At 64.7% G+C, this 19,854-nt stretch carries 22 protein-coding genes and 1 other RNA gene; 7 read left to right on the top strand and 16 right to left on the bottom strand.

Annotation, left to right across the window (positions count from 1 at the left end):
- Positions 1–5: 5 nt before the first annotated feature.
- Positions 6–854, bottom strand: coding sequence for a pyridoxal kinase PdxY (gene pdxY / locus E4K09_RS09635; protein WP_134496525.1), 849 nt, complete (start codon positions 852–854; stop codon positions 6–8).
- 144 nt (positions 855–998) lie between these two features.
- Between pdxY and E4K09_RS09630 the strand changes: the two genes are divergently transcribed.
- The 3 genes from E4K09_RS09630 to E4K09_RS09625 all read left to right on the top strand — a co-directional run bounded on the left by E4K09_RS09630 (position 999) and on the right by E4K09_RS09625 (position 2,201).
- Positions 999–1,520, top strand: coding sequence for a DedA family protein (locus E4K09_RS09630; protein ID WP_134496524.1), 522 nt, complete (start codon positions 999–1,001; stop codon positions 1,518–1,520).
- 65 nt (positions 1,521–1,585) lie between these two features.
- Positions 1,586–1,741 (top strand): hypothetical protein, encoded by a 156-nt coding sequence (locus E4K09_RS28965; protein ID WP_166802233.1) that lies wholly within the window; start codon positions 1,586–1,588, stop codon positions 1,739–1,741.
- 109 nt (positions 1,742–1,850) lie between these two features.
- The gene (locus tag E4K09_RS09625) at positions 1,851–2,201 is read left to right on the top strand and encodes a hypothetical protein (protein WP_134496523.1); all 351 of its coding nucleotides are present in this window, start codon (positions 1,851–1,853) and stop codon (positions 2,199–2,201) included.
- 48 nt (positions 2,202–2,249) lie between these two features.
- On the opposite strand, the gene ilvC is transcribed toward E4K09_RS09625, so the two are convergent.
- Positions 2,250–3,269 carry a ketol-acid reductoisomerase gene (ilvC, locus tag E4K09_RS09620; protein ID WP_134496522.1) on the bottom strand — a complete coding sequence of 340 codons (1,020 nt, stop codon included), beginning with the start codon at positions 3,267–3,269 and terminating at the stop codon, positions 2,250–2,252.
- 270 nt (positions 3,270–3,539) lie between these two features.
- Here ilvC and E4K09_RS09615 point away from each other — a divergent pair, with 270 nt between their 5' ends.
- A complete protein-coding gene (locus tag E4K09_RS09615) occupies positions 3,540–4,088 on the top strand; it encodes a DUF924 family protein (protein WP_134496521.1) in 549 nt (182 codons plus the stop codon).
- Between the two features lie 4 nt (positions 4,089–4,092).
- Here the strand turns inward: E4K09_RS09615 and ilvN are convergent, their stop codons facing one another.
- The 3 genes from ilvN to E4K09_RS09600 are packed head-to-tail and all read right to left on the bottom strand — an operon-like array spanning position 4,093 to position 7,138.
- Positions 4,093–4,638, bottom strand: a complete 546-nt coding sequence (gene ilvN, locus E4K09_RS09610) for an acetolactate synthase small subunit (protein ID WP_134496520.1) — start codon at positions 4,636–4,638, stop codon at positions 4,093–4,095.
- A gap of 29 nt (positions 4,639–4,667) precedes the next feature.
- A complete protein-coding gene (locus tag E4K09_RS09605; protein WP_134496519.1) occupies positions 4,668–5,348 on the bottom strand; it encodes a glutathione S-transferase family protein in 681 nt (226 codons plus the stop codon).
- Positions 5,349–5,365: 17 nt separating this feature from the next.
- Positions 5,366–7,138: an acetolactate synthase 3 large subunit gene (locus E4K09_RS09600; RefSeq protein ID WP_134496518.1), complete on the bottom strand. Its 1,773-nt coding sequence runs from the start codon at positions 7,136–7,138 to the stop codon at positions 5,366–5,368.
- 284 nt (positions 7,139–7,422) lie between these two features.
- On the opposite strand from E4K09_RS09600, the gene E4K09_RS09595 reads away from it, so the two are divergent.
- Complete coding sequence (locus tag E4K09_RS09595; RefSeq protein WP_134496517.1) at positions 7,423–8,250, top strand: RMD1 family protein; 828 nt, start codon at positions 7,423–7,425, stop codon at positions 8,248–8,250.
- Here the strand turns inward: E4K09_RS09595 and miaA are convergent.
- On the bottom strand, positions 8,228–9,175 hold the full coding sequence (miaA, locus tag E4K09_RS09590; protein WP_134496516.1) for a tRNA (adenosine(37)-N6)-dimethylallyltransferase MiaA: 948 nt from the start codon (positions 9,173–9,175) through the stop codon (positions 8,228–8,230). The two genes, E4K09_RS09595 and miaA, sit on opposite strands and share 23 nt — an antisense overlap.
- On the opposite strand from miaA, the gene serB reads away from it, so the two are divergent.
- Complete coding sequence (gene serB, locus E4K09_RS09585) at positions 9,174–10,088, top strand: phosphoserine phosphatase SerB (RefSeq protein WP_134496515.1); 915 nt, start codon at positions 9,174–9,176, stop codon at positions 10,086–10,088. The genes miaA and serB overlap by 2 nt on opposite strands.
- A gap of 17 nt (positions 10,089–10,105) precedes the next feature.
- Here the strand turns inward: serB and E4K09_RS09580 are convergent, their stop codons facing one another.
- The 10 genes from E4K09_RS09580 to E4K09_RS09535 form a co-directional block, all read right to left on the bottom strand.
- Complete coding sequence (locus tag E4K09_RS09580) at positions 10,106–10,927, bottom strand: alpha/beta fold hydrolase (RefSeq protein ID WP_134496514.1); 822 nt, start codon at positions 10,925–10,927, stop codon at positions 10,106–10,108.
- Positions 10,928–11,152: 225 nt separating this feature from the next.
- Entirely contained in the window at positions 11,153–13,102 is a 1,950-nt protein-coding gene (gene acs, locus E4K09_RS09575) for an acetate--CoA ligase (protein ID WP_134496513.1), read from the bottom strand.
- Positions 13,103–13,271: 169 nt separating this feature from the next.
- Positions 13,272–14,762, bottom strand: coding sequence for a DegQ family serine endoprotease (locus E4K09_RS09570; protein WP_425293834.1), 1,491 nt, complete (start codon positions 14,760–14,762; stop codon positions 13,272–13,274).
- A 109-nt stretch (positions 14,763–14,871) separates the two neighbouring features.
- The gene (locus E4K09_RS09565) at positions 14,872–15,063 is read right to left on the bottom strand and encodes a DUF2065 domain-containing protein (RefSeq protein ID WP_134496511.1); all 192 of its coding nucleotides are present in this window, start codon (positions 15,061–15,063) and stop codon (positions 14,872–14,874) included.
- A 7-nt stretch (positions 15,064–15,070) separates the two neighbouring features.
- On the bottom strand, positions 15,071–15,991 hold the full coding sequence (hflC, locus tag E4K09_RS09560; RefSeq protein ID WP_134496510.1) for a protease modulator HflC: 921 nt from the start codon (positions 15,989–15,991) through the stop codon (positions 15,071–15,073).
- The gene (hflK, locus tag E4K09_RS09555) at positions 15,988–17,121 is read right to left on the bottom strand and encodes an FtsH protease activity modulator HflK (RefSeq protein WP_134496509.1); all 1,134 of its coding nucleotides are present in this window, start codon (positions 17,119–17,121) and stop codon (positions 15,988–15,990) included. Before hflK ends, hflC begins: the two co-directional genes overlap by 4 nt.
- 138 nt (positions 17,122–17,259) lie before the next feature.
- Positions 17,260–17,772 (bottom strand): dihydrofolate reductase, encoded by a 513-nt coding sequence (locus E4K09_RS09550; protein WP_134496508.1) that lies wholly within the window; start codon positions 17,770–17,772, stop codon positions 17,260–17,262.
- Entirely contained in the window at positions 17,772–18,251 is a 480-nt protein-coding gene (locus E4K09_RS09545; protein ID WP_134496507.1) for a GNAT family N-acetyltransferase, read from the bottom strand. Before E4K09_RS09545 ends, E4K09_RS09550 begins: the two co-directional genes overlap by 1 nt.
- 44 nt (positions 18,252–18,295) lie before the next feature.
- Positions 18,296–18,607: a DUF2293 domain-containing protein gene (locus E4K09_RS09540; protein ID WP_425293829.1), complete on the bottom strand. Its 312-nt coding sequence runs from the start codon at positions 18,605–18,607 to the stop codon at positions 18,296–18,298.
- A complete protein-coding gene (locus tag E4K09_RS09535; RefSeq protein ID WP_134496506.1) occupies positions 18,607–19,401 on the bottom strand; it encodes a thymidylate synthase in 795 nt (264 codons plus the stop codon). The genes E4K09_RS09540 and E4K09_RS09535 overlap by 1 nt, the downstream gene beginning before the upstream one ends.
- Before the next feature lie 78 nt (positions 19,402–19,479).
- On the opposite strand from E4K09_RS09535, the gene ssrA reads away from it, so the two are divergent.
- Positions 19,480–19,836: a transfer-messenger RNA gene (ssrA, locus tag E4K09_RS09530) on the top strand.
- Positions 19,837–19,854: the final 18 nt, after the last annotated feature.

The raw sequence follows: 19,854 nt of genomic DNA, 5'->3' as shown, positions 1-19,854 counted from the left end.
GCGGATCAGACCTCTTCGGCGTTGAAACGGTGGGTGGGCGAGACGAACTCGTCCTGCGCCGCAATGGTGAGGATCTCGCGGGATCCCGCCTCCTCCGTGCGCTTCAGCAAGCCGTAAACAGACGCGGAGGCTTCGGCAAGGGCTGTCGCGGCGGAGCGGGAGCGCGCGTAGTGAACGAAGAACAGCGCCGCGATCGCGTCCCCTGCCCCGTTGACGCTCAACGAGAGCCTGGGGGTGCGCACGCGCCAGAAGCGGCCGCCCTCTCCGGCCACGAGATCGATGGCGTCGACGGGGGTCTCCCGCATCACGACGGACGTCACGAGCACGGCCCTGGGCCCGAGTTCCTGCACCGTCGCGACGGCCCGCTTCACGTCACTCAGCGTTTGGGTCGTCAGGCCGGAGAGATAGTCCAGCTCAAACTGGTTGGGGGTGATGATGTCGGCAGCGGGAACCGCCTTCTCGCGCATGAATTCCGGAATGCCGGGGCGCACGAAGACGCCTCGGCCCACGTCGCCGATCACCGGGTCGCAGCAATAAAGGGCCTCGGGGTTGAGCGCCCGCACCCGCGCGACGGCAGACAGGATCGCGTTGCCGATATCGGCCGAGCCCATATAACCCGAGAGCACGCCGTCGCAGCGGCCGAGCACGCCGCGCTCGCCGATGCCGTCCACGAGTTCTTCGATGGCGGGTCCGTCGAAGACCCGGCCCTTCCAGGAGCCGTAGCCCGTATGGTTGGAGAACTGCACCGTATGAATGGGCCATACCTCGACACCGAGACGCTGCATCGGGAACACCGCGGATGCATTGCCCACATGACCATAAGCAACATGTGATTGGATCGAGAGAACATTCATGGCTTTGGCCCCCTTCTCTCTTTCGGTTAGCGTATTACCCGTCCGGCTTCAAATGACGTGATGTGATCCTTTTCATCACGGGAATGCCGGACCGTTGCAAGAGGTCCGTGCGTTGCCGCGGAAAGCCATGAGGAGACGCCGCGCGTGGATCTGGAGACCATCACCGCCCCTGTCATCGCGTTCATTCGGGCCAACCAGGCCTATGCCCCCCTGGTCGTCGGGCTCATGACGTTCGGCGAATCCTTTGCATTCATCTCGCTCATCCTGCCGATGGTCACCATTCTCGTGACCGTGGGCTTCGCGCTGGCGGCGGCGGATGTCACGTTCTGGCAGGTCTGGCTGGGCGCGGCGGCAGGCGCCTTCCTGAGCGCCTGGCTCTCGTACGAGATCGGTCACAAGGTGAAGAAGCGCGCCTACCGGATCTGGCCCCTTTCCAGGAGGCCGGATCTGATCGAGACAGGAGAGCATTTTTTCCAGCGCTTTGGCCCCTGGGCCATGTTCCTGGGTCGCTTCTTCGGCCCCACCCGCGCGGTCCTGCCCCTGATCGCCGGCATCTTCCTGATGCCGCGCGTGCTCTTCCAGGCAGCCAACATGGCTTCCGCCTCGGTCTGGGCCTTCGCCCTCCTGGCGCCGGGGGCCGGGCTGGCGCATTACCTGCTCTGGTAGGGCCTTTCGCGGGAACAAGGCTCCGGGGGGCTCATTAACCTCCGGCACCAAATGGAGGTTTCCCTATGGGCAAAGGCAAGATGAACGGCGACAACTCCGCCGACAGCAAGAAGCACCCCGGCACCCACATCCGCGGCTCGGGCGGCACCATGAAGAACCCCTCAGATCCCGGCAAGCAGGACAACAACAAGGCTCAAAACACGAAAAGCAACCAGCAGTAAACGAGGCGGCCCTTCATCCCGACAGATCAAGGGCCCCTCCATTTTCGGAGTTTGCAGAGCCCTTCCGCAGTGTTAATGCTAAGCTATAACATGACGGAAGGACTTCGCCATGGGACGAATTCCCAAGGGCTCCTTTGCTTGGCACGACACGGACGATTCCCTGGAAGAACACGTCCCAGCCGATCCCGCCATGGCCGGTCTCCCGGAGCATTGGCGTCACTACGAGTGGAAGCTCGCAGCAGGTGCGCTTGCGGGTCTCTGGCTGATCGAGACCTTGACCTCCGGTGTCCCGATCACGGATATGCCGGATGCGAACCACGTCCCTCCGGGCTCATGGGGCCTGCTCGCCGCAGCCACGATCTGTGTCGGGCTGTTCCGGATCGGACGTCGGCTTCAGCCTTTGCATCCTGCGCGCGTCGGCTTTCCTGCTGAGCCACATGCGCGGAGGGACCCGAAATAGAAAAGGGGCGGAAGGTTCCGCCCCTGCTTTGGTCCCGTTCGTGAGAGATCAGTTCTTGGTCTTGTCGACCAGAGCCTTTTCCTTGATCCACGGCATCATGTCGCGCAGGCGGGCGCCCACGTCCTCGATCGGGTGAGCGGCATTGCGGGCGCGGGTGGCCTTGAAGGAGGTCTGATTGACCTTGTTCTCGAGCATCCAGTCGCGGGTGAACTTGCCCGACTGGATATCCTCCAGAACGCGCTTCATCTCGGCCTTGGTCTCGGGGGTGATGATGCGGGGGCCGGTGACGTACTCGCCGTATTCGGCGGTGTTCGAGATCGAGTAGTTCATGTTCGCGATGCCGCCCTCGTAGATGAGGTCGACGATCAGCTTCACTTCGTGCAGGCACTCGAAATAGGCCATCTCCGGGGCGTAGCCCGCCTCGACGAGGGTTTCGAAGCCGGCCTTGATCAGCTCGACGAGACCGCCGCAGAGCACGACCTGCTCGCCGAAGAGATCGGTCTCGCACTCTTCCTTGAACGTGGTTTCGATAATGCCGGCGCGGCCGCCGCCATTGGCGGACGCATAGGACAGGGCGATGTCATGGGCGTTGCCCGTGGAATCCTGGTGGATCGCGATCAGGGTCGGCACGCCGCCGCCGCGCTGATACTCCGAGCGGACCGTATGGCCGGGGCCCTTCGGGGCGACCATGAGCACGTCGAGGTCCTTGCGAGGCTCGATGAGGTTGAAGTGCACGTTGAGGCCGTGGGCGAACAGGAGAGCCGCGCCCTGCTTCATGTTGCCGTGCAGTTCGTTGCGGTAGATGTCGGCCTGCAGCTCGTCCGGGGTCAGCATCATGACCACGTCGGCCCACTTGGCGGCCTCGGCCACCTCCATCACGCGGATTCCGGCGGCCTCGGCCTTGGCCGCGGAGGGAGAGCCCTTGCGCAGCGCCACGACGATGTCCTTCACGCCGGAATCGCGCAGGTTCAGCGTATGGGCATGCCCCTGGCTGCCATATCCGACGATGGCGACCTTCTTGCCCTTGATCAGATTGATATCGGCGTCGCGATCGTAATACACGCGCATGGTGCTCTGGTCCTTGTCTTAAGGGGTTCGACCCCAGTCTTCATTGGCATTGCGGTCCGGCCGAGGCCCTTGCGCAACATTTGTCTTGTCCAGCGCCGCTTTTAGCGAACAAAACTGCGCTGACAAGTCGAAGTTTGTCGGAAAAGTGCGAAGGCCGCCTTCCGGCCTCCTCGCTTTTCCCACAAACGGTCCGAGCCTGGAGAGTTCAAACGTCTCCCGCACGCTCTAGATTGGCCATCAGCAACCCTCCTTTTCAGAAGGACAAGCCGCATGCAACGCCTTGCCACCCCCGATGAAGTCCTTGCCTTCTGGCGTGAGGCCGGCCCCGACAAGTGGTTCTCGAAAGACGAAGCCTTCGATCAGGCCTGCCGGGACCGCTTCATGCTCACCTACGAGGCTGCCGCCCGGGGCGACCTCAACGAATGGGAGCTCACCCCGGAGGGTTCGCTCGCCGTCATCCTCCTTCTCGATCAGTTCCCGAGAAACATGTTCCGGGGGCAGCGCGAGACCTACAAGACCGATCCCGTCGCCCTGATGGCCGCGGACCGCGCCATCGAGAGAGGGTTCGACCGGAAGGTGGAGCCGGAGCTCCGCCGTTTCTTCTACCTGCCCTTCATGCACTCCGAATCCCTCCGGCACCAGGAGCGCTCGGTGGCCTTGAACGAAGCCCTCGGCGAGGAAGACTCCATCAAGTGGGCGCGCCACCATCACGACATCATCGCCCGCTTCGGCCGCTTCCCTCACCGCAACGCCATCCTCGGGCGAGAGAGCACTCCGGAGGAAGAAGCGTTCCTGCAGGAGGACAGCTTCAGGGGCTGACCCCTCACATGATTCCCTCGGCCCCGCGCGACATCGCCGCAACGCCCGTGCGGGACACTTCGACGAGCCCGACGGCCGTCATCAGCTTGATGAAGCGTTCGACTTCGCCGGTCGTGCCGGTCAGTTCGTAGACGAAGGAGGTGAGCGTCGCATCGAGGGTCCGGGCGCCGAAGGCGGACGCGAGACGCATCGCTTCGACGCGGTAATCGCCCTTGCCGACGACCTTCACGAGGCACAACTCCCGCTCCACCGCTTCGCCGGTCAGCGTGAGATCCACCACCCGGTGCACCGGCACGAGGCGCTCGAGCTGGCTCTTGATCTGCTCGATGATGCTGTCCGTCCCCGTGGTGACGATGGTGATGCGCGAGATATGCGCCTCGTGCTCCGTCTCTGTGACGGTCAGGCTCTCGATGTTGTAGCCGCGGCCCGAGAAGAGGCCGGCGATGCGGGCGAGAACGCCCGGCTCGTTGTCGACGACCACCGCAAGGGTGTGCCGTTTGGCCGGCTCGATACGGTGCGCATCGGGGTAGTGGGTTTTCATCTGGAGCATGGGTGTTGTCCGGCGTTGATATTGGGGCTTTAGGCTGCCTTGCGGAAATTCTCGATCGCCTCTTCGTCGACCTCGTCGGCCGCGACGATCCAGCTCTCCTCCAGCGCCGCTCTCCGCCATTCCTGGAAGGCAGGGAGCGAGAGGATCGCGTCGACGTAAGCGCGCGTGCCGGCGTCGAGAGAGAAGGAATAGGTGTCGAGGCGCGTTGCGAGCGGCGCATACATGGCGTCCGCCGCCGAGAACGCGCCGAAAAGAAACGGCCCGTCCACCCCGAAGCGCTCACGCGCCTGGTGAACGATCTCGGAGAAGCGCGCCACATCGCGCGCGACCGACTCGCCGCGATCCTTCCGGGCAAATTTCCGCCCCAGGTTCATCGGGCAGGCGCTGCGCAGGGCAGAGAATCCCGCATGCATCTCCGCCGCGACGGAGCGCGCCATGGCGCGGGCCCTGCGGTCCTGCGGCCACACGGGCGCCCCAAGAGCTTCGCTCACGTACTCCATGATCGCGATGCTCTCCCAGACGGTCACGTCGCCGTCGATGAGGATCGGCACCTTGCCGGCGGGCGAATGCTTGAGCACCTTCTCTTTCGTGTCGGGCAGATCGAGAGGGATCAGAACCTCGTCGAAGGCGACGCCCAGCTGCCTCATGAGCAGCCATGGGCGCAGCGACCAGGACGAGTAGCATTTGTTGGCGATGACGAGGGTCGGCATGGTCAGACTCTTTCCAATCACACCAGCATCTTGCCCTTCTCGTCGATCACGGAGCCGATATCGGCCCCGGTCTCGCCGAGATAGTCGTTGAGCAGCATCTCGTTGTGGGCCTTGCCCGACGGGATCATCGGGAAACAGTTCTCGGTCTTGTCGACGACGCAGTCGAAGATCACCGGCCGGTTGACATTGATCATCTCCATGATCTTGGCATCGAGATCGCCGGGATTGTCGCAGCGGATGCCGACGGCACCATAGGCTTCAGCGAGTTTCACGAAGTCGGGCAGCGATTCCGAATAGCTCTGCGAGTAGCGCCCGCCATGCAGCAGCTCCTGCCATTGGCGCACCATACCCATGTACTCGTTGTTCAGGATGAACACCTTGATCGGCAGGTTGTACTGCAGCGCCGTCGACATCTCCTGGAGCATCATCTGGATCGAGGCCTCGCCCGCGATGTCGATGACCAGGGAGCCGGGATGTGCGAGCTGCGCGCCGACGGCGGCCGGCAGGCCATAGCCCATGGTGCCGTGGCCGCCGGACGTCATCCAGTGGTTCGGATCCTCGAACTTGAAGTACTGGGCCGCCCACATCTGGTGCTGGCCGACCTCAGTCGTGATGTAGGGCGAACGATCCTTGGTGAGTTCGTAAAGGCGCTGGACCGCGTATTGCGGCTTGATGCTTTCCTGGGAGTTCTTGTACGCAAGGCAGTTGCGCGAGCGCCAGCCTTCGATCTTGCCCCACCATTCCTGCAGGGCGATCTTGTCCGCCTGCTTCGCACCCTGGCGCCACAGGCGCAGCATGTCCTCCAGCACATGCGCGCAATCACCCACGATCGGAATGTCCACCTTCACGGTCTTGTTGATGGAGGACGGATCGATGTCCACGTGGATGCGCTTGGAGAAGGGCGAGAAGGCGTCGAGGCGGCCCGTGATGCGGTCGTCGAAGCGTGCTCCGATATTGATCATCACGTCGCATTCGTGCATCGCGAGATTGGCCTCGTAGGTGCCGTGCATGCCCAGCATGCCGAGCCAATGCTTGCCGGAGGCCGGATAGGCGCCGAGGCCCATCAGGGTCGAGGTGATGGGGAACCCCGTGAGCTGCACGAGCTCGCGCAGCAGCGCCGCGGCCTGCGGGCCTGAATTGATGACGCCGCCGCCCGTATAGAACACGGGACGCTTGGCATTCACCATCAGCTCGACGGCGGCGCGGATGTGATTCATGTCGCCCTTCACGGTCGGGCGGTATGTCTTGTGCTGGTTGCTCAAGGGGCGCAAATAGGCGCCGATCTTGAATTGGACGTCCTTCGGCAGGTCCACGACGACTGGACCGGGCCGTCCGTTCTGCGCCACGTAGAAGGCCTCGTGCAGAACGCGCGGCAGGTCCTCGATCGATTTGACCAGGTAGTTGTGCTTCGTGCAGTGGCGCGTGATGCCGACCGTGTCGCATTCCTGAAACGCATCCGAGCCGATGAGATGGGTCGGAACCTGACCGGTGATGCACACGAGCGGGATCGAATCCATCATCGCGTCGGCCAGGCCCGTGATGGCATTGGTCGCCCCGGGGCCCGAAGTCACCAGCACCACGCCCGGCTTGCCCGAAGCGCGGGCATAACCTTCCGCGGCGTGAACGGCGCCCTGCTCGTGACGGACGAGGATGTGGCGCACCTTCTCCTGGTGGAAGAGCGCGTCGTAGATGGGAAGAACCGCACCGCCCGGATAACCGAAGACATGCTCGACCCCCTGGTCCTGGAGGGCTCGGATCACCATTTCGGCCCCGGTCATCGTCTCGCTCATAGTATTTGGCTCCGTCGGGTCTCTTGTGCTTGTCTGCGTCGTTCTAGTGTTTCAGGCAATAAAAAAGGCCCCTGAGGGGCCTGTGCGCCATCGCCGGACCTGCGGGGATCAATCCCGCTCCGTCGATGGCGCTCGTACTACGAGAATAAGCTTGCGCATCAATGCAGCTCTCGGTTCAAAAGTTGCGAAAACGCTAACCGATCGATTCCATTCGGTCAAGCAGCCTTGCATTGTCGCGACCGGCTTAGCTTTTGTTCCGGGCGTCCTATTTTAGTCGTATGACCATGACCGATCCGATCTCCTCCACCGGCCTTCCCATGCAAAATCAAAGGCTGACCGCCCGCGCCCTGCTCCTGGGGGACCGCCTGGACGTGGCTGGCCTAGAGCGCAGCGATGTTCTGTCCACGACCCCCCTCGCCTTCCGGGCCGGCCAGGACGGCTTCGTGGCGCTGTTCCGTTACGGCGTGGCCGTTCTTGTCGGCCTGACGCCTCTGGAGGAGGACGAGGTCATCCGGGGGCTGCGTCAGCGCATCCAGGGCGAGTTCGCCCGTCACGAGGAGGAGACGGCCATCATCGAGATCTCGCCCGAGCGGGATGACCAGATTCCCCCGGGCGGCCCGATCTACATCAAGAAGCTCTCCACGGAGCGGCTCATCGTCATCGCCGACGCGCTCTCCAAGAGCGCGACACTCGCCCGCGACGAGCGGGAGGCCTCGGCGGCCTTCGAGCTGGTGGAGCCCTCCGTCCAGCACCTCGCCTTGAAAGGCCGCCGCCCGCGCGACCGCCGCAAGATCCTGAAGCAGGTCGGCCAGGCGCTCCTCGTCCGCCAGCGTATGTCGGGCGGCGTCGCCGTCGAGGAAAAGCCCGACGTTTTGTGGGACAGGCCCGATCTCGAGCGCCTCTATGCGCGCCTGGAGGACGAATACGAGCTGAAGGAGCGCGCTGCCGCCCTCCACCGCAAGCTGGAGGTTCTGGGCGATACGGCCCAGGCGCTGACCGACATCATCGACACGGAGCGCTCGCTGCGCCTCGAACTGATCATCGTGCTCCTGATCGTGTTCGAGATCTTCATCACCTTCTACCAGATGCTCACGGGCAGCTTGGCGCATTGAGCCGGGCGATCACCGCTTCGAAGCCCCTCTCCGGCTCCACCCATTGCCAATCCGGCAGCTGGTGGCGGAACCACGTGAACTGGCGCTTGGCGTAGCGGCGGGTGTCTCCCTGGCCCCTGACGATGGCCTCGTCGAGGGAGATCTCGCCGCGCAGATGGGCCAGGAGGCCTGGAACACCGTGGGCCCGCATGGCAGGCAGCATGGGATCGAGGTTCCGCTCGCCCAAAGCCCTCACCTCGTCGAGGGCGCCCCGCTCCATCATGTCGAGGAAGCGCCGGTCGATGCGCCGGCGCAGGTCCTCCCGCTCGGGGGCCAGAAAGAGCTTGATGACGGGCAGGCCGCCCAGGGGACCTGGCTGGCGGGCTCCGTGGAAGGACACGAGCGGCCGGCCGGTGGCCGCGAAGATCTCCAGGGCTCGCTGCACCCGCAGCCGGTCCGACGGCCGCAGAGTCCGCGCCGTTTCAGGATCGCGCTCCGACAGGAGGCGGTGAAGCTCTGGCGTCTCCAAGCCGTCGCTTTCCTGCCGGATGCTCTCGCGAACCTCCTCCGGAACGGACGGGATGTCCGACAGACCCTCGGTCAGAGCCTTGAAGTAGAGCCCCGTCCCTCCCACCAGGATCGGCAGCTTGCGGCCCTGGATCTCCTGGAGAACCCGGGCGGCATCGGCCACGTAGCGCCCGACGGAGAAGTTCACGGCGGCATCCACATGGCCGTAGAGACGGTGGGGCGCCTCGGTCTCCTCCTCGGGCGTCGGACGGGCCGTGATCACCCGCAGGTCGCGATAGACCTGCATCGAATCGGCATTGATCACCACCCCGTCGAGTTCTTGAGCCAGTTTGACGCCCAAGGCGGACTTGCCTGACGCGGTCGGTCCTGCAATGAGAACCGCTCCGATCCCACCCTCATTCACGGCCCGGTCTCCCATGGCGTCTTCTCAAGAATTCCTCGTCGCGACTCTGATCGCCAACCCGTCCCAGCCCGTGGTGACGGACGAACTCGTGGCAGACGCGGCGCGCGCGCTGGGACATGAGACGGAACGCACCGTTCTGGCAAGGGGAATCGCGGCCGACCTTATCGTCGCCGCCCCCGCCGCGGCCAAGGCCGTCGAGGCCTCCCTGCGCACGGCGCTCGAGGGCGAGCCTGTCGACATCGTGGTGCAGTCCCTCGCCACCCGCCGCAAGCGCCTGTTCCTGGCCGATATGGACTCCACCATGATCGGCCAGGAATGCATCGACGAACTGGCCGATTACGTGGGCCTGAAGGCGGAGGTTTCGGAGATCACCGAGCGCGCCATGCGCGGCGAGATCGCGTTCGAGCCGGCCTTGCGCGAGCGTGTCGCTCTTTTGAAGAACCTGCCGGTCCGCGTAGTCGACGAGATCATCGAGAAGCGGATCACCCTGACCCCCGGCGGGCCGGCGCTGGTGCGGACCATCCGGGCGAATGGCGGCTATACCTGCCTCGTATCCGGCGGCTTCACCCTGTTCACCGGCCCTGTCGGGGCGAAGATCGGCTTCGACGAACACCGCTCGAACCACCTGATCCTCAACGGCGGGAGGCTGGCCGGTCTCGTCGAGGAGCCGATCCTGGGCCGGGAGGCGAAACTCGCGACGCTCGTCGAGCTGCGCTCCCGCTTCAACCTCGCGCATCACGAGACCATGGCGGTGGGCGACGGCGCCAACGATCTCGCCATGCTGGGAGAGGCGGGCCTCGGCGTCGCTTTCCGGGCGAAGCCGGCGGTCGCAGCGGCCGCCCATGCGCGGATCGACCATGCCGATCTGACGGCGCTGCTCTACGCGCAGGGCTACCGGGCGGAGGAAATCGTTGCGGCCTCGGCTTGACGCCGCAACACACCGCATCAACCTTGGATGAAGGCGAGAAGGTCGTTGTTGAACTCTTCGACCTGAATCTGCGCCAGGCCGTGCGATCCGCCCGGATAGACCTTCAGCGTCGCGTTCGGGAGGATCTTCGACGAGAGCATGGCCGATGCCGCGATCGGCACGATCTGATCGTCGTCGCCGTGCACGACCAGCGTCGGTATGTCGATTCTCTTCAGATCGTCCGTGAGATCCGTCTCCGAGAACTGCCTGATGCAGTCATAGGCGGATTTGATGCCCGCCTGCATGCCCTGCAGCCAGAACGCCAGGCGCAGGCCCTCGTGAACGGCCGCTCCCTCCCGGTTGAAGCCGTAGAACGGGGTCGGGAGATCGTAGAAGAATTGCGGCCGGTTGAGAGCGGTGTTTGTCCGAATGTCGTCGAACACCGCGATAGGCGTGCCTTGCGGATTGGCATCGGTCTTGAGCATCAGCGGCGGGATCGCGCCCACCAGCACGGCTTTGGCGACACGCCTCGTCCCGTGGCGTCCGAGATAGCGGGTGACCTCGCCCCCGCCGGTCGAGTGCCCGACCAGAACGGCGTTCTCCAGGTTCAGATGGTCGATCAGCGCCGCGAGATCGTCCGCATAGGTGTCCATGTCGTTGCCGGCCCAGGTCTGGGTCGAGCGCCCGTGCCCGCGCCGGTCATGCGCGATGACCCGGTAGCCGCGCTCCCCGAAGAAGAGCATCTGCGCGTCCCAGGCATCCGCGCTCAGCGGCCATCCGTGCGAGAAGACGATGGGCTGGCCCGCCCCCCAATCCTTGTAGAAAATCTGCGTGCCGTCGCTGGTCGTGATCGTGCTCATGGCTGCTCTGCTCCTGACGCCCCTTCATGGAAACGGGCCGCTCATTCGCGCGCTCGGCCGTCACGGCCGGGGCTGTGGCCTCATCTCGGCTTCATCGGATTGGCTACGGGATACTGAAAGCAAGGACGCGGTGGATGACGGAGCCCGGAGGGTGCTGTTCGCGCGGCCTCTCCGGTATCCGACGGGCTCCGATTGGACAGGATCATTGTGACAAACGCGTGATGCTCAGCTTGCCGGCGCCTGCGCCTTCATCCGTCTCACGATCTCCGCAACCACGGTGGGATCCGCCACGGTGGTCGTGTCGCCATGGTTCTCGAAGTCGCCCGCTGCAATGCGCGTCAGAATGCGCCGCAGGATCTTTCCCGAACGGTTCTTCGGCAGTTGCGCGGCCCATTCGATGCGGTCGGGCGTGGCGATGGGACCGATGCGGGCGCGCACCACTTGCACGAGCTCGCGTCGCAGATCCGGGCTTTCGGCAACGCCTTCCTTCAGGGTCACGAAGGCGAAGATACCCTGTCCCTTGATGTCGTGGGGAACGCCCACCACTGCCGCCTCCGCCACGGAGGGATGCGACGCCAGGGCGGCCTCGACCTCCACCGTGCCGAGACGATGGCCGGACACATTGATCACGTCGTCCAGGCGGCCGGTGATCCAGTAGTCGCCGTCCGCATCGCGGCGCGCGCCGTCACCCGTGAAGTAGAAGCCCGGATAGGCGCTGAAATAGGTCTTGAGGAAGCGCTCGCGGTCGCCGAGGATCGTGCGCGCCTGTCCCGGCCAGGAATCCGCGAAGCACAGGCTGCCACTTCCCTCGCCCTCCACGATCGTGCCGTCGGCGCCAAGCAAGGCAGGGCGGACGCCAAAGAACGGCTTGGTCGCGGAGCCGGGCTTGAGGGCGGTCGCACCCGGCAGCGGGCACAGGAGCACGGCCCCCGTCTCCGTCTGCCAATAGGTATCGACGATGGGGCAGCGCCCGCCGCCCACGACCTCGCGGTACCAGAGCCATGCCTCGGGATTGATGGGCTCGCCGACCGAACCCATGATCTTCAGCGACGAGAGATCGTGCTTGCGCACCGGCCCCTCCCCTTCGCGCATCAGCGAACGGATCGCCGTCGGCGCGGTGTAGAAGATGTTGACCCGGTAACGCTCGACGATCTGCCACCAGCGCGAGGTGTCGGGCCATGTGGGCACGCCCTCGAACAGCACGATCGTCGCGCCGTTCGCGAGCGGGCCGTAGATCAGGTAGGTGTGCGCCGTCACCCAGCCCACATCCGCCGTGCAGAAATGGACGTCGCCGGGGTGGTAGTCGAACATGGCCTTGAAGCTCGCGGCCGCATGGACGAGATAGCCGCCCGTGGTGTGCAGCATCCCCTTCGGCTTGCCCGTTGATCCCGAGGTGTAGAGCACGAAGAGCGGATCCTCCGCGCCGACGGCGAGCGGTTCGCAGACGTCGGACGCCTCGGCCAATGCCTCGTCGTACCAAAGGTCGCGCCCGGGTTTCATGGGGACGTCGCGCCCCGTGCGGCGAACCACGAGCACGTGCTCGACGAAAGGAAGGTTCTCCAACGCCGCATCGGCGTTCTTCTTCAACGGAACGTATTTGCCCCCGCGCATGCCCTCGTCGGCGGTGATCAGGACCCGCGATCGGCAATCCTCGATGCGGCCCGCGAGAGCCTCCGACGAGAAGCCGCTGAACACGACCGAATGAACGGCGCCGATGCGCGCGCAGGCGAGCATCGCGGCGATCGACTGATGGACGACCGGCAGGTAGACGCTGACGAAGTCGCCCTTCTTCACGCCGAGCTTTTTCAGCGCATTGGCGAGCCGGGACACTTCACGGTGCAGCTCGCTCCATGTGATCCGTTTGGTCTCGCCGGGATTGTCGCCCTCCCACAGGATCGCCGCGTCGCCGCCGCGAGCGTGGGCGTGACGATCCAGGCAGTTGTACGAAGCGTTCAACTGCCCGTCGGCAAACCATTCGATGGTGACATCCTCGGGCGAGTAGCGGGTGTTCTTGACCCGCGTGAAAGGCTTCGCCCAGTCCAGGATCTGCGCCTCCTCGCGCCAGAACCCCTCCGGATCGTCGATGGATTGACGGTAGAGCCGCTCATAGGCTTGCGCATTCACATGCGCTGATCCTTGCAGGCTGGCCGGGACGGGAAAAACATTCTGGGTCATCGGAATTCGTCATTGGCTCCGCAAGCCGTGATCGCGGCTCACGATGGGATGCAGTGACGCCAGATGCCCCGAGACGGGACTTTATGTCAACCGAAACGTTCTTTATTAAGAACATAGCAGCCATGAAAAAGGCGGCCGCAGCCGCCTTTCTCTTAGGCCATTCGATTGTTTACTCGATCGACAGGGCCACGAAGCGGACCTCGCCCTGTGCGTTGGACACCAGGAGCAGCGCCGACTTGCGTCCCTGCGCCTTGAGATCATCGATCTTCTTGGCCACGTCCGCGGGGTTCGTCACCGGCTCCTGGTTGACCTCGACGATCACCTCGCCGGCCTGGATGCGCTTGTCGGACGCGGAGGAGTTGGGGTCCACCCGCGTGATCACCACGCCCTTCAGGTCGTCCTTCAGGCTGAAGCGGCGGCGCAGCTCGTCCGTCATGCCGGACATGCTGAGGCCGAGCGCCTGGCGCGTTACCGTGGGCGCTTCCGCGGGAGGCTGCTGCAGGGCGGCCTGTTTCTCACCATCCTCGAGGCGGCCCAGGGTGACCTTCTTGGTCATCTCCTGCCCCTTGCGGACGATGGTCACGTCGACCTCCTTGCCCACGGGCGTGGCGGCGACGATGCGGGGCAGGTCGCGGGAATCCTTCACGTCCTTGCCGTCGAACTTGACGATGACGTCGCCGACCTCCATGCCGGCGGGCTTGGCCGGGCCCTTGTCGTCGATGCCGGCGATCAGCGCGCCGCGGGCGGTGCCGAGGCTCAGGGCTTCGGCGGTGGCGTCGTCCACGTTCTGGATGCGCACGCCGAGCCAGCCGCGGCGGGTCTCGCCGAACTGACGCAGCTGGTCGATCACCGGCGCGGCGGTCGAGGCGGGAACGGCAAAGCCGATGCCAACCGAGCCGCCGGTGGGCGAGAGAATCGCCGTGTTGATGCCGATGACCTCGCCGTTCATGTTGAACAGCGGACCGCCGGAATTGCCCTTGTTGATCGAGGCGTCGGTCTGAATGTAGTTGTCGTAGGGACCGGATTCGATGTTGCGGCCGCGAGCCGACACGATACCGGCCGTGACCGAGCCTCCGAGACCGAAGGGATTGCCGATGGCCATCACCCAGTCGCCGGGGCGGATGGCGTCGGAATCGCCGAACCTGACGGCCTTGAGGGGCTTGTCGGGCTTCACGCGCAGGACCGCGAGATCGACCTTGGAATCCTTACCCACGATCTCGGCCTTGAGGCGCGTGCCATCCGAGAAGATCACGCTGATGTCGTTGGCATCGCCGATCACGTGATTGTTGGTGACCACGATGCCCGACGCATCGATCACGAAACCTGAACCCAGCGAGTTCGAGCTGCGCGGCCGGGAGGGAGCGCCGTCGCCGTTGCCTTGGCCGCGGCGGTTGAAGAACTCCTCGAAGAGATCCTCGAACGGTGTTCCGGGCGGGAGTTGAGGCAGGGTGCGGTTCCGGGCCTCGACGGTGGTCGAGGCCGAGATGTTCACCACGGCGCCGGTCACCTCCTCGGCCAGATCGGCGAAGGATTCCGGGGCCGAGCGGGCTGTGGCGGGAAGCGGCGCGGCGACCGCGACAAACGTCATGGCTGCGAAAAAGGACGCGGCCAGTCGGCGGCGCAGGGGGCGCCGAGACGGCGCCGTTGCGGAGAGCGCCAGCGCATTCGTGGCTTTTGTCATCGAAAACCCTCTCTTGGAGAATTCCATATAGATTGTGGTTCCTGCGCGTCATTCAAGCCGCGAATGCGGCGGAAGCTGGGCCGTTGCCTCAAGCGAGCCACCGCGCCAGCCAGATGATGCCCAGGCCGATGAACGCCGACACGATGCCCACGAGACGCATCCGGTCGGCCGGAGAGTGCGCGGCCTCGTACATGGCGCGGCGCATCCCCTCGGGGAATGCTGCAAATAAAATGCCCTCGACCGCAAGAGCGAGGCCGAGGGCTGCAATCAAGTCCAACATCAGGCTTTTACTGTGCGGGAGCCGGCTGGGGGGCCGGGGTTGCAGGAGCGCCACCATTGGGCCTGACCGACCCGCTGAAGTAGCGGAAGAACTCCGAGTCCGGGCTCAGAACCAGACGGGTGCCGGTGCCCTTCAGGCTCGCCTCGTAGGCCTGCATGGAGCGGTAGAAGGCGAAGAACTCGGGATCCTGGCCGAAGGCTTCGGCGAGGATCCGGTTGCGATCCGCATCGCCCTGGCCGCGCAGTTCCTCGGCCCGCTGGTTCGCCTCCGCACGGATGATCGTGGCCTCGCGCTCGGCCCGGGCGCGGATCGTCTGCGCCTGTTGATTGCCGTTCGCGCGCAGATCGGCCGCCTCGCGCTCGCGCTCCGTGCGCATGCGCTGATAAACCGCTTGGCTGTTGGCGGTGGGCAGATCGACGCGGGTCAGGCGCACGTCGATCATCTCGATACCCAGGCTGCCGGCCTGCCGGTTCACATCCTCCTGGATGCGATCCATCAGCTGCGGACGATCGGTGCGCACGATGGCGTCGCGCGAGGCGCTGGCGAGGATGTTGCGCATGGCCGAGTTGGTGAAGCTCTGCAGTCGCTGATTGGCCAGAGCGATGGTGCCGACCGCCTGATAGAAGCGCAGCGGATCGACGATGCGATAACGGGTGAAGGCGTCAACCTCCAGGTTCTGCCGGTCGGCGGACAGGAGCGTCTGCACGGGCAGGTCGAGATCGAGCACGCGCTTCTCGAAGAAGGTGACGGCGTCGATCAGCGGCACCTTGAACTTCAGGCCCGGCTCGGAGATCGCCGATTGCACCGCGCCGAAGCGGAGCACAAGCGCGTATTGCGTCTGCTGGACGATGAAGATCGAGCTGTAGAGGACGATGGCGACCAGAACCAGAAGGATCAGAAGGCCGGTGCGAAGGACGGGGTTATTCATCGCGTGGTCCCCTGATTGTTCGGGTTGTTCTGGGTTTGCGGAAGCTGGTTGAGCGGCAGGAACGGCACGACGCCCTGCCCGTTCTGGTCCACGATGATCTTGTCCACGCTGCCGAAGACCCGCTCCATGGTTTCGAGGAAGATGCGCTCGCGGCTCACGTCGGGAGCCTTGCGGTACTCTTCATAGACCTGACGGAAGCGTGCGGCCTGACCGGTGGCGTCGGCCACCGATTGCTCGCGATAGGCTTCGGCCTGCTGGACCGTGCGGGCCGCCTCGCCGCGCGCCTCGGGCACGACGCGGCTGGCATAGGCGGACGCCTCGTTCTGCACGCGCACGGCGTCCTGCTGCGCGGCGTTCACGTCGAAGAAGGCCTGCTGGACTTCGGACGGAGGACGGGCGGCCTGAAGCTGAACCACGTTGATGAGCACGCCGGCGCCATAGGCATCGAGCGCCTCCTGCATGATCTGCCGGACCTCCTGGGCGATGCTGGCCTGCTCGGTAGTGAGGATGGCCTGGATGTTGCGGCGGCCGATCACCTCGCGCATGGCGCTCTCGGCCACGGACTTGATGGTGCCGTCGGGGTTCTGCAGGTTGAACACGTAATCCTGCGGGCGGGCGGGGTTGATCTGCCAGACCGCGTCGAAATCGATGTCGACGATGTTCTCGTCGGCGGTGAGCATCAGGCTTTCCTCGATCACGTCGCGAGGGCGGCCCTGTCCGGTCGCCGTGGAGCGATAGCCCACCTCGACCCGCTGCTGCGCCGTCACGTTGGGCCGGATCACCCGGCCGATCGGATAGGGATAGTTGTACCGCAGGCCCTCGCCGCTGGTGCTGCTGTAGCGGCCGAAGATCATGTTGATGCCGACCTCGTTGGGCCGCACCGTGTAGAAGCCGGTCAGAAGCCAGATCGCGATGACGCCGAGCACGAGAAGGATCAGGCCCTTGCCGCCCATGGAGCCGCCCGGGATGAAATCCTTGAGGCGATCCTGGCTCCGGCGGAGGATATCCTCCAGGTCCGGTGGATTGCCGTTGCCCTGCGGGCCGCCGGAACCCCAGGGGCTCTTGCCGCCGCCGGATCCGCCACGCTGCCCCCAGGGGCCGCCGCCGCCGCTTTGGTTGCTCCAAGGCATAGGACGCCTTTCCTCACTCTGAATAAACCGGCTCGGACAGCCGATGGGACACTTGAGACGGTTTTTGGGTGTTGTCTCTTCCGCCTGTCAAGCCTGCGAATTGGGGATTCGAGAGTCGTTCGTCAACCTGGGGATCGGTCAGGAGCGCCTTTCGAAGTCAATAAAGGTAAACGGATGCTCGTCGTCCGGTCCCTTGGGGTGCGGAATCCGCGCCACCTCACGAAAGAGTGTACGATCCACTGGCGGGAAGAACGCATCCCCCTCGGGAGCGGCCGCAACCTCCGTGAGGTAAATCTTCCCCACCTCCGGCAAGGCGAGCTTGTAGATCTCGGCGCCTCCCACGACGGCAACCGAGTCGGTTCCCATCCTCCTGGCCAGTTCCTCGCCCCTGGCAACCGCCTCGGCCCACCCGTGAACGACGTGAACGCCCGGCGCGGAGAAGCCGGAATCACGCGTCAGCACGATCGTTTCCCGCCCCGGCAAAGGCTTGCCGATGGATTGGTACGTCTTGCGGCCCATGATCATGGGCTTGCCCATGGTGAGTTCGCGGAAGCGCTTCAGATCCGTCCGGAGGCGCCAGAGAAGCTGGTTATCCCGCCCGATCACGCCGTTCTCGGCTACGGCCACCACAAGAATGAGGGAAATCGCCATCAGGCCTCCGCCAATTGAACAAGGGCTTCCCCTGTCACGCGCTGCACCGTCCACTCGTCCATCGGCGCCGCCCCGATGGAGCGGTAGAACCTCAGGGCGGGCTCGTTCCAGTCGAGCACCCACCATTCGAGGCGCGCCAAGCCTTCCGCCACGCAACGGCGCGCGAGATGCTTCAGCAGCGCCTTGCCGACGCCCCGGGAGCGAAACTCCGGCCGCACGAACAGGTCCTCGAGATAGATGCCGTGGCGCCCCCGAAAGGTGGAGAAATTGTAGAACCACAGGGCGAAGCCCGCGGGCTTCCCATCCCACTCGGCGATGTCGGCGAAGACGCGCGGATTCGGTCCGAAGAGCGCCTGCGCCACGTCGGCTTCGGTCGCGTCGACCTCGTGCGCCAGGCGCTCGTATTCCGCGAGGTCGCGGATGAAGGAAAAGACGAGCGCGGCATCGCGCTCCTCGGCTTTGCGGATCGTCAGGGTCATCGCTTATACGGAAACTTGCACTGGAACTCTAAAATACCGCCTGTTCAATCCGCCTCGTCCTCGGCCTGGACACGGCGGGGCGAGCCCCATTCCTCGAGAATGGCATTCATGTCGTCGAGCACGAAGAAGCGGGCGCTCTCCACGTCGTAACCGTCATCGAGAAGAGTGTCGTAATCGGTGAGCCGGTGCCGGATAAAGGCCGTCAGGGAGAGCCAGGCGGCGGTTTCCGGCGAGGCCGTGTGAAGGCCGCGGCTGCCGAGGGCGTGATCGGTCACGGATTCGAACTCATGCTTCGGGATCCGCGGAGCCAGAACCCGGACGGCGCTCTCGATCGCCTCGCGCCTGTTCATGAGCATCAGACCGCAACCGGCGCCTTGATGGCGGGATGGGGATCGTAACCCTCGATGGCGATGTCGTCGAACGTGAACTCGAACAGCGACCGGACCGCCGGGTTGAGGCGCAGCTTCGGCAGGGCGCGCGGCTCCCGCGAGAGCTGCAGGCGCGCCTGGTCCAGATGGTTCAGGTAGAGATGCGCGTCGCCGAAGGAATGCACGAAATCCCCCGGTTGCAGGCCGGTGGCCTGCGCCATCATATGCGTGAGCAGCGCGTAGGAAGCGATGTTGAAGGGCACGCCCAGGAACACGTCGGCCGAACGCTGGTAGAGCTGGCACGACAGCCGTCCCTCCGCCACGTAGAACTGGAACAGGCAGTGGCAGGGCGCGAGCGCCATCCGGTCGAGATCCGCCGGGTTCCAGGCGGAGACGATCAGGCGGCGGGAATCGGGATTGCGGCGGATCTCGTCGAGCACCCACCGGATCTGGTCGACCGTGCCGCCGTCGGGCTTCGCCCAGGAGCGCCACTGCTTGCCGTAGACGGGCCCGAGATCGCCGTTCTCGTCGGCCCATTCGTCCCAGATGGTGACGCCGTTCTCCTGCAGGTAGCGGATATTGGTGTCGCCCTTCAGGAACCAGAGCAGCTCGTGAATGATCGAGCGCAGGTGCAGCTTCTTCGTCGTCACGAGCGGAAAGCCCTGGCTCAGATCGAAGCGCATCTGATGGCCGAAGACGGAAATCGTCCCGGTTCCGGTGCGGTCGTCCTTGCGGACGCCCTCGTCCATGATGCGGCGGAGAAGATCGTGATAGGCTTGCATGAGGTGCTCCTGTCTCAATGATAGGACATCGCCCTCGCCGTTGCCGAGTCACTTTTCCCCCCCTTTCGGGTTATCCCCGCTCTTTCAAATTCGATCGGCGGCACCTATATTGGGTTTGCCGGCCGCAAGGTCGGCTATGGCGATAAACGGCTATCGGAATAAACCCATCGGACCCGGGGGCGGTACCCGGCGCCTCCACCAAAGCTCAAGATCGACTTGGGCTTCGGCGGGGGCGAAATAGGATCGACGAGGGCGTAAAGGATAGACTTTCGCTCGGCATGGTTCCGCCGATATCGGGCCGATTCAATAGTTGCCAACGACAACTATGCTCCGGTCGCGGTGGCTGCGTAAGCAGTCCCCAAAGCCGATTCAAAGCCCTAGCGGGTAGCACCGTTAGGCGGGGTTCGGAGGCACCTGGCAACAGAAGCCTCCACTTCAATCTCTCAATAGGGA

The sequence above is a fragment of the Microvirga pakistanensis genome (genome assembly GCF_004458765.1).
GTDB lineage: Bacteria > Pseudomonadota > Alphaproteobacteria > Rhizobiales > Beijerinckiaceae > Microvirga > Microvirga pakistanensis.
The sequence above is the reverse complement of the archived record's forward strand: the minus strand, read 5'-3'. Positions and strand labels throughout refer to the sequence as shown.

Bases quoted from the DNA above. Each gene is read 5' to 3' on its own strand.
- pdxY (WP_134496525.1), bottom strand. From the start codon at position 854: ATGAATGTTCTCTCGATCCAATCACATGTTGCTTATGGTCATGTGGGC.
- E4K09_RS28965 (WP_166802233.1), top strand. From the start codon at position 1,586: ATGGGCAAAGGCAAGATGAACGGCGACAACTCCGCCGACAGCAAGAAG.
- E4K09_RS09625 (WP_134496523.1), top strand. From the start codon at position 1,851: ATGGGACGAATTCCCAAGGGCTCCTTTGCTTGGCACGACACGGACGAT.
- ilvC (WP_134496522.1), bottom strand. From the start codon at position 3,269: ATGCGCGTGTATTACGATCGCGACGCCGATATCAATCTGATCAAGGGC.
- E4K09_RS09615 (WP_134496521.1), top strand. From the start codon at position 3,540: ATGCAACGCCTTGCCACCCCCGATGAAGTCCTTGCCTTCTGGCGTGAG.
- ilvN (WP_134496520.1), bottom strand. From the start codon at position 4,638: ATGCTCCAGATGAAAACCCACTACCCCGATGCGCACCGTATCGAGCCG.
- E4K09_RS09605 (WP_134496519.1), bottom strand. From the start codon at position 5,348: ATGCCGACCCTCGTCATCGCCAACAAATGCTACTCGTCCTGGTCGCTG.
- E4K09_RS09600 (WP_134496518.1), bottom strand. From the start codon at position 7,138: ATGAGCGAGACGATGACCGGGGCCGAAATGGTGATCCGAGCCCTCCAG.
- E4K09_RS09595 (WP_134496517.1), top strand. From the start codon at position 7,423: ATGACCGATCCGATCTCCTCCACCGGCCTTCCCATGCAAAATCAAAGG.
- serB (WP_134496515.1), top strand. From the start codon at position 9,174: ATGGCGTCTTCTCAAGAATTCCTCGTCGCGACTCTGATCGCCAACCCG.
- miaA (WP_134496516.1), bottom strand. From the start codon at position 9,175: ATGGGAGACCGGGCCGTGAATGAGGGTGGGATCGGAGCGGTTCTCATT.
- E4K09_RS09580 (WP_134496514.1), bottom strand. From the start codon at position 10,927: ATGAGCACGATCACGACCAGCGACGGCACGCAGATTTTCTACAAGGAT.
- acs (WP_134496513.1), bottom strand. From the start codon at position 13,102: ATGACCCAGAATGTTTTTCCCGTCCCGGCCAGCCTGCAAGGATCAGCG.
- E4K09_RS09565 (WP_134496511.1), bottom strand. From the start codon at position 15,063: ATGTTGGACTTGATTGCAGCCCTCGGCCTCGCTCTTGCGGTCGAGGGC.
- hflC (WP_134496510.1), bottom strand. From the start codon at position 15,991: ATGAATAACCCCGTCCTTCGCACCGGCCTTCTGATCCTTCTGGTTCTG.
- hflK (WP_134496509.1), bottom strand. From the start codon at position 17,121: ATGCCTTGGAGCAACCAAAGCGGCGGCGGCGGCCCCTGGGGGCAGCGT.
- E4K09_RS09550 (WP_134496508.1), bottom strand. From the start codon at position 17,772: ATGGCGATTTCCCTCATTCTTGTGGTGGCCGTAGCCGAGAACGGCGTG.
- E4K09_RS09545 (WP_134496507.1), bottom strand. From the start codon at position 18,251: ATGACCCTGACGATCCGCAAAGCCGAGGAGCGCGATGCCGCGCTCGTC.
- E4K09_RS09540 (WP_425293829.1), bottom strand. From the start codon at position 18,607: ATGCTCATGAACAGGCGCGAGGCGATCGAGAGCGCCGTCCGGGTTCTG.
- E4K09_RS09535 (WP_134496506.1), bottom strand. From the start codon at position 19,401: ATGCAAGCCTATCACGATCTTCTCCGCCGCATCATGGACGAGGGCGTC.